Source organism: Mangrovibacter yixingensis (assembly GCF_020523985.1).
Taxonomy (GTDB): domain Bacteria; phylum Pseudomonadota; class Gammaproteobacteria; order Enterobacterales; family Enterobacteriaceae; genus Mangrovibacter; species Mangrovibacter yixingensis.
Window position 1 is genome coordinate 1,314,835 of record NZ_JAIVKM010000001.1, and the last position, 17,163, is coordinate 1,331,997.

A 17,163-nucleotide genomic window follows, 5' to 3' on the forward strand; every position below is an offset into this window, starting at 1 on the left:
GACTGAACAACAGATAAAAAGGGAAGAAAATGCGGCATATCGTTCGCCAGGATGACACATTACTCGAGTATGGCGGCAGAGTGTTGGCCGGGCATAACCTCTGTTTTGGCAAAGGGATTGCCTGTGTGGGCGACCCGGTAATGTGTAACCGGCATGGCCTGACGGTGATTGCTGAAGGCAGCACGCTGTCCACATTAAATGGCGTACCAATAGCCTTACATGGGCACCGGTGTACCTGTGGTTGCACCCTGGTCAGCTCATCTCCAGATTGCCGGTGTGCACAATGAGGGCGTTTCAGTTTGCTCCCGCACTCCGGGCTGCCTCTCCACCTCGAAACCGCCGCTGGGCGCTGGCTGGTATGGCGCTGGTATTGCTGTCTGTCACCCTAAGTCTGGTGCTGGCAGGAGAAAAAAGCAGTTCTACATTGTTAGTGGTTACCGCAAGCTTTGCCAGTGCGCTTGTTCTGCTGTGCTGGCTTTCCCGCCAACTGTATTACCGCACTTCATTACATCTACAGGCGGACTGGCAGTATCGCACAGACCAGGAATATGCTGCCTGGTGGCAACACCACACACAAACTTTTGCTCTACAGGATGTCGTCCTGATTGGCCCGGCCGGGATATCACCAGCAGACTGGCAAGGTTTCCTGAACCAGCCACCTGGCCTGGCAACCGGCCGCAGTAGCGCAATAACTAATGGCCTGCTGTTTTCCTCCCGGCCTTGTGAACGGGAAACCCAACTGGCGCAGATGCTGGCACGCCAGTGGCATACCCAGTGTAGTGATCAGCTGTACCTGCCACCCACATCGTGCTACTGGCAGGGGAGTGAAACTGCCTGGCAGGCATTTTCAGCAGAAGTGGGCCTGTTATTTCCGTCACTCCGCCTTCCCGAACACCCGGAACCCCTGGCAAGGGGCGAACACACTGGCAGAGCTGGCTGCCCATTTCGCATTAACAGCAGAAGAGAATCAGCAATGGTTCCTTGTTGCCGGTTGCCTTTCAGTGCCTGCAGGCAGCAGCACTGAGCCTGCCGGTGAGTCTGCGTCGCTCTGGAAAGTCGCCGCCAAAGGGCCAGTAACCCTGACGCGGGGCGAGGTGTTTTCTCCAGGCAAACATAACGCACGCCAGGTATGCCAGCAGGCTCAGCAACAAAGCGGGTTAACGCACCCACCGGAGCACTGCGTGTTGTTTTCACCAGCCATACACCCGGATTTTGCGCATTGCGGCTGGAACCTTTCCCGGCATGTGCAGGACCCATATTGGGGGCAAACCGGGGAAAATGAACCACTGATTGCTGTCTCACTCGCCGCGTTACTGGCGCTGCACCAACAAACCTCGTGTGGCTGGATTGCCACCGACCCGCAGTACCAACTCACTTTGGGAATAGTAAAATATCATGGATAAGGGCAAGGCAAATCAGCGCAGCCATTCTGGCTGGTATACCGTGGCGGTTGGGGTCGCTCTGGCAGTATTGGTGGCGTTTTTATACGGTGTGTTGTACTGGTATTTCGCAACAGATGCCTCGCAGGAAACCAGCGTGATCATTTCTGTGGTGGTGCGCAGTGGGTTGCTGCTACTGGTAATGTTATCGCTAATGGTTCTGGCATGGCTTGGTATGCAACTCAGGCAACTGGTTCGCATCAGGCAGGCTGCTCGCCTTCAGCCTGCGCCACTCAGTGCAGCCACCGGAGCCGGTGCGCGTCTTGCTGAACAAATTCGCCACCGGCTGAAAATGCGCCACCGCCTGTGGTGGCGTTCTTCTGTTCGCCTGGTGTTGGTGGTCGGTGATAACAACGCGGTGGAACAATTGTTGCCAGGTCTGGTGGCGGAAACCTGGCTTGAAAGTGAGCACCTCGTTTTTATCTATGGGGGAGATGGCAGTGCGCATGGGTATGAGGCGCCCCTTGCCGCTGTGCAACGGTTGTGGCGCTTGCGTCCACTGGATGGCATTGTGCGTGTGCTGGGTGTGGAGGCGCAATTATCACCACAGGCCAGTGACAACGATTTGCGTATGCTGGAAGAAATTGGCCGGGTTCTGCGCTACCAGCCTCCGGTCTGGTTATGGCAGTTATGTGCCAGCAAATGGCCACAAAGCGGGCGAGAGGAGCAACCTGTCGCCACTTACTTCACGGCACGGGCAACCGCGCAAGAAGTCCGCACTCGTCTGGAAAATCTGATCCCGGTACTGCGTGCTCAGGGAATGCTTCAGGTATCTGAAAACCAGGATCATGATTTTCTGTTGCGCCTTAGCCAGCAACTGCAGGATGGCGGCATTGCGCACTGGGAACAGCAGTTGCAACCCTGGTTGTATGCCTCCCAGCCACGGGTTCCGCTCCGCGGGTTGATGTTCAGCCTGGTCACCTGTAATGAGCCTGTACCGGAAGGTAGCGGGGTGAAAAGCAACGCTTTGGCGGTTTTCACTCATGCGCTGGTGTTACCACCCCGGCTTGCCGGGCTTATTTCGGCAAGCCGCCATACCAAAGGGCTGCGCCCCAGGAATGCCTGGTTCACGGGTGTGGCGGCCGGGCTGGTGGGCTTGCTGGCACTCTGGGGCGTTGGCTTGTTGGTTTCATTTATGGTGAATTACCATGCAGTGGCAGCCACGGCACAACGTATTCAGGCCCTGGAATCTCAGGCAACCACACCCGACCAGCAACTGGTGGCATTACACGCACTGGGTAACCATATCGAATGGCTACAGAATAAAAACAGCCGTTTTTCTCTGTGGTACCTGCCTGGTGGGTTTAATGTTAATCCGCGTATACTGGGTGCATTGATGCCTGTGTATATCACCGCCTACAACAGGCAGGTGCGTGACCAGTCCGCCAGCCAGTTACGTGAACCTTTACAGGCATTTATCCAAATTCCGCCAGAAAGTGCACGGAGAACCGCACTTGCCGGGCAGAGTTACAACCAGCTTAAAGCCTGGTTGATGATGGCGATGCCAGAAAAAGCCGACGCCCAGTTTTATACCCACACACTGAAATCCTTCTCGGGTGCGCCGGAAGGAATAGCTCCCGCGCTGTGGGAAACACTGGCTCCGGATCTGTGGGCCTTTTATATGGCGAATTTAGCACAATGGCCTCAGTGGAAAATCTCCCCGGACACCACTTTGGTTGCCAAAGTACGTGAAGCATTATTGCAACAGTTAGCGCACCAGAGCGCGGAACAAAACCTCTATAACCAGATTATCAGCAATGCCCGCGCCAATTACCCCGACCAGACACTGGAAACCATGGCACAGGGCACGGATGCCCGGCGTGTGTTTGTCTCCAATGAAGTCGTGCCAGGTGTATTTACCCGCCAGGCGTGGGAGGGCAGTATTCAGCAGGCCATTGCGCGTGCAGCAACGGCCCGGCAGGAAGAAATTGACTGGGTGCTAAGCGACAGCAGCGCTTCTGCCAGCGCAGACGCGGTATCTGCAGACGCGCTTAAGGCCAGCCTGTCAGCACGTTACTTCGCTGATTTCGCCGGCACCTGGCAGCACTTTCTTAATAACCTGCAACGCCAGCCCGCCAGAACGGTATCAGAAGTAACCGACCAGCTAACACTGATAAGTGATGTACGCCAGTCCCCGGTGATTGCGTTACTGAATACCCTCGCGTTTCAGGGGCAAACCGGGCAAATCAACCGCTCGCTGCCAGATACACTGATTCAGGCCACAATGGAAAAACTGGGCGGCCAGGAGCCTGTGGCTATTGATACACTTCGGCAGTTACCTACAGGCGGTGCCGAACAACACTTCAGGCCCATATTGCAGGTGATGGGTATTAATACCCGGGCTTATGGCGACACGGGGAATCAGCCACTGAGTGTACAGGCGTGGCTAACTCAGGTGACCAGAATCAGGCTGCACTTGCAGCAAATTATCAATACGCACAACCCCCAGGAGAGTATGCAATTGCTTGCGCAAACCCTGTTTCAGGGGCAACCGCACGACTTCACTGAAACACGCCAGTACAGCAACTTGCTTGCTGCAAGCCTTGGGCAAGAGTGGCAAGGGTTTGGTGAGGCTATTTTTGTCGGGCCAATGAATGATGCATGGAACAGTATTTTGCAGCCCTCTGCCGCCGGGTTAAATAATAAATGGCAACGCACGGTGCGGGCAGAATGGCAGGCTACTTTCTCTGGCCGCTACCCTTTCGCCACTGCTCAGGGTGAAGCCTCATTGCCCGCGCTGGCAGACTTTATTCGTAAAGATTCCGGGCGTCTGGCGCGTTTTGTGGCCGATGAACTCGGTGGCATTGTGAAACTTGAAAGCCGCCGCTGGGTACTTAACCCGGTGCACTCCCGGGCTGTTCGCATTAATCCGGATTTTTTAGCCGCAATTAACCAGCTTAATGAGATAGCCGATATTCTGTTTATTGATGGAGGCCAGGGCGTTCAGTTTGAACTCCAGGCAAGGCCATCGCACGGGGTGGTGGAAACGCAACTTAATATTGACGGGCAAAAGCTGCACTATTTTAACCAGCAGGCAGACTGGCAGCTATTTCGCTGGCCCGGCGAAACCTACAAACCCGGTACCTTACTGACATGGCACCGCACCGGTGCGGGAAACCGGTTATATGGCGATTACCCTAGTGGCTGGGGGTTACTCCGCTGGCTGGAAACGGGGCAATATGAACAACTGGATAACAGCCGCTGGCTGCTGACATTTATTGCCCCGGATGGCGTGCAATTACAGTGGGTGCTGCGTTCGCAAGTGGGCAAAGGGCCGCTGGCACTGTTAGCCTTAAGACGCTTTCAGTTACCTGAAAATATCTTTATTGTTGACCCGGTCATGTAAAACCACAGCCAGAAACAGGAGGCACTGTGTTAGACAACTATTTTGGGCCACGGCCAACGCAGGCGGAACAGCAGCGGTTACTGGCCGTGCAGGCGGCACTGGAACTGGTGCGGGCAACCAGTGTGGTTTCAGGGGAATCCGGCAATATTCCAGAGAATACTACAGCGCTGAATCTGGTATCGGTAAGCCGGGATATCGCCGGGCTGGCGGATGCGATTCAGGCCGCGCTGGTAGTGCGTGAGTAAACCGCAAAGCACGCCAGAAAAGAAAACGGGAAATGCCGACATCGTCATTTCCCGCAAATAATACTGAGTTTGATTATGGCAGCATTCCTTCGCGCTACACTGTTCACTTTACGTGCTGAACATTAAGGTAAGCTTAAGACCTGTTACAAAAAGTAAAAATATTTGTCATTGGTCATATTTTCACTGTGCAATAAACGGCTTTAAGGAGCAAAAATGTTAACGGTATGGGGTAGAAAAACGTCGTCGAATGTTCAGGCGTTGATGTGGTGTATTGGTGAACTCAACTTACCTGTAAACCGTATTGATGTTGGCCATCGCTTTGGCGGCAACGACACCCCGGATTTTTTGGCGATGAACCCAAATGGCACAGTACCCGTTCTCCAGGATGGCAAAAATGAGCCCATGTGGGAAACTGGCGCAGTGTTGCGTTATCTGGCTTATGAATATGGTGCGCAGAGCTTTTGGCCGCAAAATAACCGGGAAAGGGCGCAGGTTGATAAGTGGGCAGAGTGGGCAAAGCTCAACATTGCCCTAAATTTTACCGCACCGGTATTCTGGCGGGTCGTGCGCACTCCTGCCGCTCAGCGTGATGAAGCCGCTATTGCGGCGGCACTAAAAACTTTGCATCACTTTATGGCAATCGCTGAAAAGCAACTGGAACATCACGCATGGCTGGCGGGAGACCAGTTCAGTCTCGCTGATATACAGTTCGGCCACATACTGTACCGTTACTATGATATCGCCATTGATCGTCCGGTATTCCCGGCAATCGAAGCCTGTTACCAGCGGCTACACCAGCGCAAGGCCTGGCTTGACCATGTGCAGGTGTCGTATGAAGAGTTAAGGGCTGTGTAGTTTTGGGGGAAGAAAAGCGTTTACAGTTACTTCAGGTACTGCCAGGCATAAACTGCAATAGCAACAACAATTAAAACCAGAGTGGATTTTCTCATTTAATTCAATGCCTCGTTAAAACCGCAAGGTTGCAACAACAAAGACAATAGAGCAAGTCGCGTTTTGCCAGTTTCTGCGTGTTGTCACATGAATACTGTTGTAGCAACCGGTGCCACAACAGTATTCACCACAAATTAGTGCATGCCCAGGCGAATCAGTTCAATTGGTGCGAACTGGCCGTCAGCGCCTTCCACTTCTACCGTTGCCTGGCGGCGTAAATCACGTGCACTCAGCCCATCGGCATGAATTGCTTTAATGACACCAGTAAGGCCTGTGCCATTAATCATCACGCGGCTACCAGTTGTAATTACGTTACGGTTACGGTCATAAGTCATCATTGTGGTTTTCTCCTCTAAAAACGCGATAAAACGGATATCGGTATATATCGGCAGCCACTATTCTGAGCGCGTTAAAACGCGACATCAATCACAAAATCGGCCGTGTATTGACCTGTGTCAAAAGTTTCATTGGGTGATAATTAACCCGGTCTGATGGTTAATACAGCAATGCAAGGATTTTTTGGGTTGGAATTATGTTGGCGGAAGAAAGAAAAAAATCCCCTGGCAGGGAGCCGCAGGGGATAAAGTTATGCTCGAAATAATCCAGTTCAGGTGAATAGCGACACCAGCAAACCACAGCCGCCAACAAAGTAAGCAACCGCACAGAGCAAGGCCGACAGCACCTGCAATTGAATTATGAAGAGCATTTGCGAACATTATTTGTTGCGCTATTAGAGTAAGTCACTTTTTTTGCCTCACATAAATAATACAGCGAGAAAATAACTTTACTCAATATATTATAATTAATGTCTCTAATTAACATAACTCATAGTCATCAAATTGCGTTGATGGCGCTGTTCAGGCAGTCTGGTGTTCAGTTATTACTTCTCTTTAGTTATTTAAGAGTGCCGAAAATAAATAAAGAGACACAGTGTAAAAATTTCAAATGCCATTATCTTTGAAAGATATCAAAACATGGCTTGCGTAATAATTAGTCAGGCTGAAAATTAAAAATCACGTAAAATAAAGAACCTGGCGCGGCGAAAAATATACTTAAAACTCATCAGGCTATTAGCCATAAATCAATATTCTTTACCATAGTGTAGATAAACTCATGAACGACGGCTGTTTCGCATAACATGGCTACCCAAACAATAGAAACACTGATCAGGGCAACATCGTAAATATAAAAGATCTTATTTATTCTACCCATGGTAATTTCCTCTTTGGTAATGTTGAGTGGCATATTTTTGCTGAACTAGAAATCAGCCAGTGCACAAAGTATGGTCAGTTATGCAGCATAAATATGTGATGGAGATCAAATAAAATATTTATGCTTTGCTTTTGATTTTTAAGTTTATTTTTATGATTTATCGTGTTTTTAACTAAAACGAACCAATATTACTAATTGATAATTATGGCGGGCTACCACGAAGTGAGTAAACTAATTCAGTACCATGAGTAATATGCAATGCCCTCTATTTTTCCAAATGGGTAAGTGGAAGGGGCTGAATGAAAAACGCCCTTTGCATCGAATGTAAAGGGCGTTTAAGTACCGTAATACGATTCAGGTTGCATCAGTCATTCCATTTGTGGCTAAGGCAGGCAGCGAGCCCGCCTGCACCGACAAACAGCACGACAGCAGCAAATACATAACTCAGTTCAACAGACATGATAAGCCTCCAGCCGGTGTAGGTTTGAATACAGGTACGGTTTAACACCGTATTGGTTACTATATCGGCTGAAAATTAAACAAACCTTAGGCTTTGTGAACGAATTTCTCGAGAGTTGTAAAGGTTTTTCGATAATGACGCGGTGAAACATTCAGGTATTGCTGAAAGTAGCGCCGCATCACGCTGGCGGTGCCAAAACCAACATTCTGTGCAATATACTCAACCGGCTTATCACTCTCTTCCAGCAACTGCCTGGCTCTTTGCAGCCGTTGTTGCAAAAGCCAGCGCGCTGGGGTGGTTCCTGTGGCATCAGCAAAGCGCCGCAGCAAAGTCCGTGGGCTCATACCGCAGCGTTGTGCCAGCGCCTCGACACTGTGCGAACAGTGCAGATGTTGGTGCAAATAATCAAACAAATCACCCAGGCGGCTGCTTTCATACTCTTTTGCAACCGGAGCAGGAATAAACTGAGCCTGCCCGCCATCGCGGTGAGGGGGGACAACCAGCCGCTGGGCTACCAGGTTGGCCGCTTGCGGGCCGTAATCTTTACGCACCAGGTGCAGGCACAAATCAATACCAGCCGCACTCCCAGCGGAAGTCAGGCACTGGCCTTCATCTATATACAGCACATGTTCATTCACCTGAATTGATGGGTAACGGGCCTGCAATTGAGATGCATAGCGCCAGTGTGTGGTGGCTCGGGCACCATTCAGCAACCCAGTAGCGGCAAGCACAAATACGCCAGAACAGATAGATATCAGGCGGCATCCCCGGTTTGCAGCCTGGAGCAGGGCATCTATTACTGCATGCGGAACCGGGGCATCGTAACCACGCCAGCCGGGAATGATAATAGTATCGGCCTGCTCAAGCAGTTCAAGGCCACCATCCACCATAATGCGAATGCCGCCTGTGGCACTTAACGGACCTTCATCCAGCGCAGCCACAGCAAAGCGATACCAGTTGTCACCCATCTCTGGCCGTGGCAGGCCAAATACTTCGGTCGCGACAGAAAACTCAAAGGTACACAACCCCTGGTAAGCCAGTACAACCACAAGAGGTTGTTGCGGTGAGGATTTTGTCATATTCAGTGCGTTATTTGGCATGAAGTGGCGTGGCCTGGATTAAAGGGAAAGTGCAATCTGTGAATACCATACATCACAGGAGAACATGAATGAATCCCGTTACCCAATATCCGGCAGCTCCGAGCAGCCAGGCCCTGGCCTGGTTTCAACAGAAACTACATTTCGAAACCGATTGTGCGGATGTACACAGTGCGTTGTCTCAGGGGGATGACCCAGAATTTGTGCTGCTGCATGTGGTCGGTGGGGCAGAACAATTTGCGCGCAGGCATATTCCTGGTGCGGTTCATTTGCCACACCGCGACATCCGGCCCGAGATTATGGCCCGCTGGCCCGACGAAACACTGTTTGTTGTTTACTGCGCCGGGCCGCATTGCAATGGTGCTGATCAGGCAGCAATGAAACTGGCGGCGCTGGGCCGGCCCGTGAAAATAATGATTGGTGGTTTGACCGGGTGGGAAGATGAAGGGTTTGCATTCACTGCAACGAAGAGTGCGAACGAACATGAATAAATTTCATGGTGAGTGAAATTTTCTCGTTTGTCGTACTTTCATGGGCATGACATCATTCTGGACATGTAGCCATCCAGATGGCTGTAGTTCACAATAACAATTATCACGGGAAGAAACTTTCCCGTGAAAGGAGAAGACAATGCAGCGCCCTGAAGCTCCCTTTCGTGCCGAAATAGTAGGCAGTTTTTTACGCCCTGATACCATTAAACAGGCCCGCGAAGCTTTTGCCGCAGGTAATCTCAGCGCAGAAGCCTTACGCCAGTGCGAAGATGATGCAATCCGCCAGGTGGTGGAACAGCAATGTGCCTGTGGCTTACATGTGGTAACGGATGGGGAATTTCGCCGGGCGTGGTGGCATTTTGATTTCTTCGATGGGTTACAAGGGGTTGAGCGTTTCGAATCTGACCATGGGATCCAGTTCAACGGCGTGCAAACGAAAGCTCACGGTATTCGGGTAACAGGCAAATTGGGCTTTGGCGAACATCCAATGCTGGAAGATTTCCGTTACCTGAAAAGTATCAGCGGCAACGCAGTACCAAAAATGACTATTCCCAGCCCAAGTGTGCTGCATTTTCGTGGTGGGCGTGACGTAATCGACCGCACAGTTTACCCAGAGCTGGATGCCTATTTTGACGACCTGGCAACCACATGGCGCGATGCAATCGCCGCATTTTATGCAGCGGGTTGCCGCTACCTGCAGCTTGATGACACAGTGTGGGCTTATTTATGTTCTGACGAACAGCGCAACCAGATTCGCGCTCGCGGAGATGATCCTGACGAACTGGCGCGCATTTATGCACGTGTACTCAATACTGCACTGGCAGATAAACCCGCGGATTTAACAATTGGTCTGCATGTGTGCCGGGGTAACTTCCGATCAACATGGATCTCCGAAGGTGGCTATGAACCAGTGGCAGAAGTTTTGTTTGGCAGTGTAAATGTTGACGCCTTCTTCCTTGAATACGATAACGACCGCTCCGGTGATTTTGCGCCATTGCGCTTTATTAAACCCGGCCACCAGCAGGTAGTTTTGGGGCTTATCACCACGAAAAATGGCGAACTGGAAAACCCTGAAGCAATCAGGGATCGTATAGAAGAGGCAACCCAATATGTTGCTAAAGAGCAGATTTGCCTTAGCCCACAATGTGGTTTTGCTTCAACGGAAGAAGGTAACAACCTGACTTCTGCCCAGCAATGGGAGAAAGTGAGCCTGGTGGCCAGTGTTGCCAGCCAGGTCTGGTAATACACTTTCCTCACTAAATAAGGCCCGTAAGACGGGCCTTGAGCCTGATAACAAACCTCATGTTGGCACAGAACGAGAAGGTGTCACCCAATAAAAAACCAAGAAAATCAATTCATTGATTTTCGGCTGCTAACTAAAAAGAAGGAAAAACCACGTTTTTTCCTTTCTTTTTCATCAATCTGAAGGCCCGTAAGACGGGCCTTATCTCTTCCCGGCTCTACTTCAACCAAAGCAAATACCAATGTTCAGGTAGTTATTCAGCCAGTTTGCTTATGGTTTGCTGAACAGTGCACAGCACCAGGGCGTTCATGCTCTGCCTTTGTTCTATTGAGGTGCGTTTTAGCGAGTTCCTTGCCGTGTTTCAACCAGATAAGGGATGTGATTTTATCTATCTAGTTGTATTAAAAGAATAATTAATATTTGGCACTGCATTTGCAACTGGGATTCCATCTTGTATACCAGATGGGATTCCAGGAATGAGTACAGTTGAATACGGGCAAACACTGGCGGAATGGCGGGCGCAGTACGCGCAAAACCCGCAAATTGTCAGTGATCTTCTTCCACGCTATGTAAGACAGTTTGATAAGGCGGATAACGCCTGGATCTATCTTGCCAGCGAACAGGACATTCTTAGCCAGTGCGCAGTTTTACTGGATGCACTGGCGGATGGATCAAAGACACTGGTTGATATGCCACTGTTTGGCGTGCCGTTTGCCGTAAAAGACAATATTGATGTAGCGGGGATGCCAACCACTGCAGCTTGCCCGGCGTTCCTTTATCACCCTGAAGTCGATGCCACTGTTGTTGCCCGCCTGAAGAGCGCGGGTGCAGTAGTGATTGGCAAAACCAACCTGGACCAGTTTGCCACCGGGCTGGTGGGTACCCGTTCACCTTTTGGCGCTGTGGTTAACACATTTAACCCAGACTATGTCAGCGGGGGTTCCAGCTCAGGCTCAGCATCCGTTGTGGCGCGTGGGCTGGCGGCATTTTCGCTGGGGACTGACACCGCAGGCTCTGGCCGGGTGCCAGCAGGTTTCAACAATATTGTTGGCCTGAAGCCAACCAAAGGCTGGTTCTCGGCACAAGGTGTGGTACCTGCCTGCCGCCTTAACGACACCATCTCTGTTTTTGCCCTGACGGTCGACGATGCCTGGCAAGTGGCACAAGTCGCTGGGGGCTACGATGCCGACGACGCCTACTCACGCGTTCATCCAGCAACGGCTCCGGCACAACTCAGTTCAACTCCGCGTTTTGCCGTGCCTGAACAGTGTGAATTTTATGGCGACAGCCAAAGCGAGCAGGCCTGGCAACAGGCGCTGGCAAAACTGGTCGCACAGGGTGTGGAACTGGTTCCCATTGATTTTACGCTGTTCCGCCAACTGGCAGAGCAACTCTATTACGGTGCCTGGGTGGCAGAACGCACAGTGGCGGTTGGGGAGATGTTAAACCAGCCACCAGAAACCATGGACCCAACCGTGCGCCAAATTGTCGCAAATGGTAAAGCTTATACTGCCTGTGATGCCTGGCAGGCTGAATATACGCGGGCTGAGTTGTCTCGTAAAATTCAGCAAGTATTAGCGACTGTTGATGCGCTGGTGGTGCCAACTTCACCAACTATTCATACCCTGGCTGAAATGGCAGAAGAACCGGTTCATTACAATTCCCAATTCGGTACCTATACCAACTTTACCAACCTGGCTGATCTTAGTGCGCTGGCCGTACCCGCCGGGTTCCGTCAGGACGGTCTGCCCTTTGGTATTACTCTTATTGCCCCAGCATGGTACGACCTTGCGCTGGCTGCATTCGCCCGCCAGTGGCAGCAGAGCCAGGCTCTTCCTCTGGGGGCAACCAACCGCCCGTTTACCCATCACGCATCAACCCCACCGGCATTACCTGGCAGTTATGTACGCCTGGCAGTGGTGGGCGCGCACCTGCGCGGCATGCCACTCAACCACCAACTCACCACGCGTGATGCGGTGTTTGTCGAAGAAACAACAACCGCTGATGACTACCGGTTATATGCCCTGGCAGGCACGGTACCAGCAAAACCCGGTCTTGCCCGCGCAGAGCAGGGTAATGCCATTATCGTCGAATTATGGGATGTACCGCTGGCGCGCTTTGGCGAGTTCGTGGCTGAAGTCCCGGCACCTCTTGGTATCGGCAGCATCACGCTGGCAGATGGCCGGGTCGTGAAAGGGTTTATCTGTGAGCCTAAGGCGTTGGGTGCCGCCACAGATATAACGCAATGGGGTGGCTGGAACGCCTGGCTTGCTCATCAAAAACTTGCCTGAGGAGGATGCATGTTTAACACGGTACTGATAGCCAACCGGGGTGAGATTGCCTGCCGGGCAATCCGCACATTAAAAAAAATGGGCGTGCGCAGTATTGCTGTGTATTCCGAACCTGACTGTAATGCGCCCCATGTGCATGAAGCGGACGAAGCAGTTGCATTGGCTGGTGAGAAAGCCAGTGACACCTATCTGGATATTGGCAAGATAGTTGAGGCAGCGAAAGCAACGGGCGCACAGGCCATTTTCCCAGGCTATGGCTTCCTGTCTGAGCGGGCTGAATTCGCCGCTGCCTGTGACGAAGCAGGCCTGGTGTTTATTGGCCCTACTGCACAACAAATTGCCGATTTCGGCCTGAAACACCGGGCACGTGAACTGGCGCAGGCGGCAGGTTTACCCATGACCCCCGGTACCGGTCTGCTCCAAACCCTTGACAGTGCGTTGATTGCCGCACAAGAGATTGGTTACCCGGTGATGCTCAAAACAACTGCGGGTGGCGGTGGTATTGGGTTAAGTTGCTGTGAAACCCCCGAAGACTTGAGTGAAACCTGGGCCAGTGTTAAGCGGATGGGCACACAATTTTTCGGTGACGATGGCGTTTTCCTGGAGCGTTTTATTGCCAGGGCCCGCCACATTGAAGTGCAAATCTTTGGCGATGGCAAAGGCCATGTTGTAGCACTGGGTGAGCGCGATTGTTCACTGCAACGGCGTAACCAGAAAGTGGTTGAAGAAACCCCCGCGCCGAATTTGCCACAACGCACCCGTGAGGCATTACATGCCGCGGCAGTAGCGCTTGGCCAGCAGGTTAATTACCGCAGTGCGGGCACGGTTGAGTTTATCTACGATGCCGCCACTGATGCTTTCTGGTTCCTTGAAGTTAACACCCGCCTGCAGGTGGAGCACCCCATTACTGAAATGGTGACCGGGGTGGACCTGGTTGAGGCAATGGTCACACTGGCGGCGGGTAAAGCACCCGACTGGCAGGCAATGGCACGGGCACCACAGGGCGCGGCTATTGAAGTGCGGGTTTATGCAGAAGACGCATTAAAAAACTTCCAGCCTTCACCCGGTGTGTTGACGGATGTCTTTTTCCCTGAGGGAATTCGGGTTGATGGTTGGGTGTCTACCGGGAGTGAAGTCAGCGCCTTTTATGACCCGATGATCGCCAAAATTATTGTGCACGGGGCAGACCGCCACCAGGCACTGGCAAAACTGCAGGGCGCGCTGGCCGCTACCCGGTTACAGGGTATTGCCACCAACCTGGACTGGCTGCGCCAAATTATTACCCTGCCGGAATTTACTGCCGGTGTGATGTGGACCCGCTTGCTGGACAGTGTTGAGTGGCAGCCACATGTTATTGAAGTGGTGCAACCTGGCACCTGGAGCAGTGTGCAGGATTATCCGGGGCGAACCGGGTATTGGGATATCGGTGTTCCGCCGTCAGGCCCAATGGATGATTACGCTTTTCAGTTAGCTAACCGTATTGTTGGCAACCACCCGTCAGCAGCAGGCCTGGAGTTTACGTTACTCGGCCCGACACTGCGTTTCCATTGTGATGCAGTCATTGCGATCACTGGGGCAAACTGCCCGGCAACCCTGGATGAAAAAACGGTCGCTTTCTGGCAACCCATAGTGGTTAAAGCAGGCCAGGTACTGGCACTGGGCCGGGCCAGCGAAGGGTGCCGTACTTACCTCGCTGTGCGTAATGGGCTTGATGTCCCGGTTTATTTGGGCAGCCGTTCAACCTTTGCCTTGGGGCAATTTGGCGGCCACGGTGGCCGGACGTTACGCGTTGCCGATACCCTGGCCATTTCACAGCCCGATTTACCAGCCTGTACCACGCCAGCGCCGATTGGCCTGCCTCAGGTGCCGGAGCCTGCCCTCATCCCCCGGTACGATACCGTGTGGGATATCGGCGTGTTATATGGGCCGCACGGCGCACCCGATTTCTTTACGCCCGAATCGATGGAAACCTTTTTTAGCAGCGAGTGGGAAGTGCATTACAACTCCAACCGGCTGGGTGTGCGTTTAATGGGGCCGAAACCTGAATGGACCCGTGCCGATGGCGGTGAGGCTGGCCTGCATCCTTCCAACGTACATGATTGTGAATATGCGATTGGTGCGATTAACTTCACCGGCGACTTCCCGGTTATTCTTACCCGGGACGGGCCAAGCCTGGGTGGATTTGTGTGCCCGGTCACCATTGCTCGTGCTGAGTTGTGGAAAGTGGGCCAGGTGAAGCCGGGAGATAAAATTCGCTTCCATGCCATCAATTTTGAGCATGCTCAGTCACTGGATATCGCCCGCCAGGTGGCCGTCACGAATTTATGTGCTGCTAACGCGTTACCAGACCGGCATCCAACCATCACACCAGAGAAAACCAGCAGTGCTGCAATTCTTGCTGAACACCCGGCAGAAGGTGCTATCCCCGCAGCCGTCTGGCGACAGGCAGGTGATAACTACATCCTGATTGAGTATGGCGATAACGTACTCGACCTCGCTTTGCGCTTGCGGGTGCACTTGCTGATGGAAGCCCTGCGCGCCAGTGGCCAGCCAGGTATCGAAGAGCTGTCACCAGGCGTACGTTCACTGCAGGTGCGTTACGACGCACAGCGTATTTCACAAAGCCAGCTTATGTCGCTGTTGCTGGAGCTGGAAGGGCAATTGGGGGATGTCAGTAAACTGCGCATTCCGTCACGGATTGTTTATCTGCCTATGGCCTTTGAAGACAGCGCCACGCTGGGGGCAGTGGAACGTTACCAACAGACAGTCCGCCAGCAGGCTCCCTGGTTGCCCAACAATGTGGACTTCATTCAGCGTGCCAACGGCCTGGCGCACCGCGATGAAGTGAAAAACATTATTTTCGATGCCAGCTACCTGGTGCTTGGCCTGGGGGATGTTTACCTTGGTGCACCTTGCGCAGTACCTGTAGACCCGCGCCACCGCTTGCTGAGTTCCAAATACAACCCGGCGCGTACCTGGACTGCTGAAGGCACGGTGGGTATCGGCGGCATGTATATGTGTATCTACGGCATGGATTCCCCTGGGGGCTACCAACTGGTGGGGCGTACCGTACCTATCTGGAATAAATTCCTGAAGAACAGCCAGTTTGGTGATGAACCCTGGTTGCTGAAATTCTTCGACCAGGTGCGTTTCTACCCAGTAAGCGAAAGCGAACTTACCGAATTCCGCGATGCTTTCCGTGAAGGCCTTGCCACCGTGCGTGTTGAGCAGAGCACCTTTGATTTTGCCGAATACACCCAGTTCCTGGCAGATAACGCACAGGATATCGCAGATTTCCGCACTCGCCAGCAGGCGGCTTTCGCCTCGGAAGTGGTGCACTGGCAAAACCAGATGGAAGAAGAAGCACTGCCGGAAACTGTTTCCGCCCAGGAGGATGAAGCGGTTGACGGCTACCTGGTGAGCGCCGACCTCAACGGTAATATCTGGAAAATTTTGGTCGAACCCGGTCAAAAAGTGAAACAGGGCGAGCCACTGATTGTGGTGGAAGCCATGAAGATGGAACTGATGGTGGAAGCGCCTTGTGATGGCGAAGTTATCCGTATCAGTTGCCAGCAAGGGCGGCCTGTGGCTCCCGGCGATGCCTTACTCTGGCTGGATAACGCCAGTTAAGTGAATACGCCGCGGGTACCTGCTTTCCCGCGGCAAAAAAGAGAACTGTACCCACATGACAAATATAACCAAAGCCCCACGAGCCCAGGGGCAGGCGGAACGGATTTACCACCAACTGAAGCAGGATATCTTCGATTTTCGCCTGCTTCCGGGCGACCGCTTTAGTGAAAGTGAAATTGCTGCGCGGATGGGCGCGAGCCGAACCCCGGTTCGCCAGGCTTTGTACGCACTGGAGCAGGAAGGTTACGTTGCAGTCCAGCCCCGTAGCGGCTGGCAGGTAAAACACATTGATTTTGATTACCTGGAGTCGCTTTACGATTTGCGGGTGGTACTGGAGCTGGAAGCGGTTAAGCGCTTATGCGCACTGCCGCCAGACAGCCAACCCGACATCTTGCTGGCGCTGAAAGCATTCTGGACGGACTCCCCACCACTCCCTGACGGCCAGGAAGTGGCCCGCTACGACGAACAGTTCCATATGGACCTGGTTGCAGCCGCGGGTAACCCGGAAATGGCTCGGGTACACCGGGATGTCACAGAGAAAATTCGCATAGTCCGGCGTATGGACTTCACCAAAACACCCCGTGTCGAGGCCACTTACGCTGAGCACGGTGCCATCTTGCAGGCCATTATGGCGCGCGAAACCGAGGAGGCCCAAAACCGACTACAGCAGCATATTGCACAAAGCCAGAAAGAAGTTCGTACGATAACGCTTCATACGCTGCACCAGGCACGGCAGCAGAAGCTTTGAAATGCGGCAT

Annotated in this window: 13 protein-coding genes; 11 read left to right on the forward strand and 2 right to left on the reverse strand. The window is 52.6% G+C overall.

Annotated elements, in window-relative coordinates; genetic code table 11:
- The first annotated feature begins 29 nt into the window (after nucleotides 1-29).
- The 6 genes from LC084_RS06145 (at nucleotide 30) to LC084_RS06170 (ending at nucleotide 5,885) form a co-directional block, all read left to right on the forward strand.
- On the forward strand, nucleotides 30-287 hold the full coding sequence (locus tag LC084_RS06145; protein WP_226570258.1) for a PAAR domain-containing protein: 258 nt from the start codon (nucleotides 30-32) through the stop codon (nucleotides 285-287).
- A complete protein-coding gene (locus LC084_RS06150; protein ID WP_226570259.1) occupies nucleotides 284-1,024 on the forward strand; it encodes a hypothetical protein in 741 nt (246 codons plus the stop codon). Before LC084_RS06145 ends, LC084_RS06150 begins: the two co-directional genes overlap by 4 nt.
- Complete coding sequence (locus tag LC084_RS06155) at nucleotides 1,002-1,403, forward strand: hypothetical protein (RefSeq protein ID WP_226570261.1); 402 nt, start codon at nucleotides 1,002-1,004, stop codon at nucleotides 1,401-1,403. Before LC084_RS06150 ends, LC084_RS06155 begins: the two co-directional genes overlap by 23 nt.
- Nucleotides 1,396-4,785, forward strand: coding sequence for an ImcF-related family protein (locus LC084_RS06160; protein ID WP_226570263.1), 3,390 nt, complete (start codon nucleotides 1,396-1,398; stop codon nucleotides 4,783-4,785). Before LC084_RS06155 ends, LC084_RS06160 begins: the two co-directional genes overlap by 8 nt.
- 26 nt (nucleotides 4,786-4,811) lie before the next feature.
- Nucleotides 4,812-5,030: a hypothetical protein gene (locus LC084_RS06165; protein WP_226570265.1), complete on the forward strand. Its 219-nt coding sequence runs from the start codon at nucleotides 4,812-4,814 to the stop codon at nucleotides 5,028-5,030.
- 213 nt (nucleotides 5,031-5,243) lie between these two features.
- Nucleotides 5,244-5,885, forward strand: coding sequence for a glutathione S-transferase family protein (locus LC084_RS06170; RefSeq protein WP_226570267.1), 642 nt, complete (start codon nucleotides 5,244-5,246; stop codon nucleotides 5,883-5,885).
- Nucleotides 5,886-6,115: 230 nt separating this feature from the next.
- On the opposite strand, the gene ydfZ is transcribed toward LC084_RS06170, so the two are convergent.
- Together ydfZ and ftrA are read right to left on the reverse strand one after the other, a co-directional pair.
- Nucleotides 6,116-6,319 carry a putative selenium delivery protein YdfZ gene (gene ydfZ / locus LC084_RS06175; RefSeq protein ID WP_226570268.1) on the reverse strand — a complete coding sequence of 68 codons (204 nt, stop codon included), beginning with the start codon at nucleotides 6,317-6,319 and terminating at the stop codon, nucleotides 6,116-6,118.
- Nucleotides 6,320-7,739: 1,420 nt separating this feature from the next.
- Complete coding sequence (gene ftrA, locus LC084_RS06180) at nucleotides 7,740-8,753, reverse strand: transcriptional regulator FtrA (RefSeq protein ID WP_226570270.1); 1,014 nt, start codon at nucleotides 8,751-8,753, stop codon at nucleotides 7,740-7,742.
- 68 nt (nucleotides 8,754-8,821) lie between these two features.
- Between ftrA and LC084_RS06185 the strand changes: the two genes are divergently transcribed.
- From LC084_RS06185 to LC084_RS06205, 5 genes are all read left to right on the forward strand, one after another.
- Nucleotides 8,822-9,241, forward strand: a complete 420-nt coding sequence (locus tag LC084_RS06185) for a rhodanese-like domain-containing protein (protein ID WP_226570272.1) — start codon at nucleotides 8,822-8,824, stop codon at nucleotides 9,239-9,241.
- Nucleotides 9,242-9,380: 139 nt separating this feature from the next.
- Entirely contained in the window at nucleotides 9,381-10,484 is a 1,104-nt protein-coding gene (locus tag LC084_RS06190) for a cobalamin-independent methionine synthase II family protein (RefSeq protein WP_226570274.1), read from the forward strand.
- A gap of 476 nt (nucleotides 10,485-10,960) precedes the next feature.
- Nucleotides 10,961-12,775 carry an allophanate hydrolase gene (gene atzF, locus LC084_RS06195; protein ID WP_226570276.1) on the forward strand — a complete coding sequence of 605 codons (1,815 nt, stop codon included), beginning with the start codon at nucleotides 10,961-10,963 and terminating at the stop codon, nucleotides 12,773-12,775.
- Nucleotides 12,776-12,784: 9 nt separating this feature from the next.
- On the forward strand, nucleotides 12,785-16,405 hold the full coding sequence (gene uca / locus LC084_RS06200; protein WP_226570278.1) for an urea carboxylase: 3,621 nt from the start codon (nucleotides 12,785-12,787) through the stop codon (nucleotides 16,403-16,405).
- Nucleotides 16,406-16,460: 55 nt separating this feature from the next.
- Nucleotides 16,461-17,153 (forward strand): GntR family transcriptional regulator, encoded by a 693-nt coding sequence (locus LC084_RS06205; protein WP_226570280.1) that lies wholly within the window; start codon nucleotides 16,461-16,463, stop codon nucleotides 17,151-17,153.
- The last annotated feature ends 10 nt before the right edge of the window (nucleotides 17,154-17,163 follow it).

Excerpts from the sequence above, each read along its gene's own strand:
- LC084_RS06145 (WP_226570258.1), top strand. The coding sequence starts at position 30 with ATGCGGCATATCGTTCGCCAGGATGACACATTACTCGAGTATGGCGGC.
- LC084_RS06150 (WP_226570259.1), top strand. The coding sequence starts at position 284 with ATGAGGGCGTTTCAGTTTGCTCCCGCACTCCGGGCTGCCTCTCCACCT.
- LC084_RS06160 (WP_226570263.1), top strand. The coding sequence starts at position 1,396 with ATGGATAAGGGCAAGGCAAATCAGCGCAGCCATTCTGGCTGGTATACC.
- LC084_RS06170 (WP_226570267.1), top strand. The coding sequence starts at position 5,244 with ATGTTAACGGTATGGGGTAGAAAAACGTCGTCGAATGTTCAGGCGTTG.
- ydfZ (WP_226570268.1), bottom strand. The coding sequence starts at position 6,319 with ATGATGACTTATGACCGTAACCGTAACGTAATTACAACTGGTAGCCGC.
- ftrA (WP_226570270.1), bottom strand. The coding sequence starts at position 8,753 with ATGCCAAATAACGCACTGAATATGACAAAATCCTCACCGCAACAACCT.
- LC084_RS06185 (WP_226570272.1), top strand. The coding sequence starts at position 8,822 with ATGAATCCCGTTACCCAATATCCGGCAGCTCCGAGCAGCCAGGCCCTG.
- LC084_RS06190 (WP_226570274.1), top strand. The coding sequence starts at position 9,381 with ATGCAGCGCCCTGAAGCTCCCTTTCGTGCCGAAATAGTAGGCAGTTTT.
- atzF (WP_226570276.1), top strand. The coding sequence starts at position 10,961 with ATGAGTACAGTTGAATACGGGCAAACACTGGCGGAATGGCGGGCGCAG.
- uca (WP_226570278.1), top strand. The coding sequence starts at position 12,785 with ATGTTTAACACGGTACTGATAGCCAACCGGGGTGAGATTGCCTGCCGG.
- LC084_RS06205 (WP_226570280.1), top strand. The coding sequence starts at position 16,461 with ATGACAAATATAACCAAAGCCCCACGAGCCCAGGGGCAGGCGGAACGG.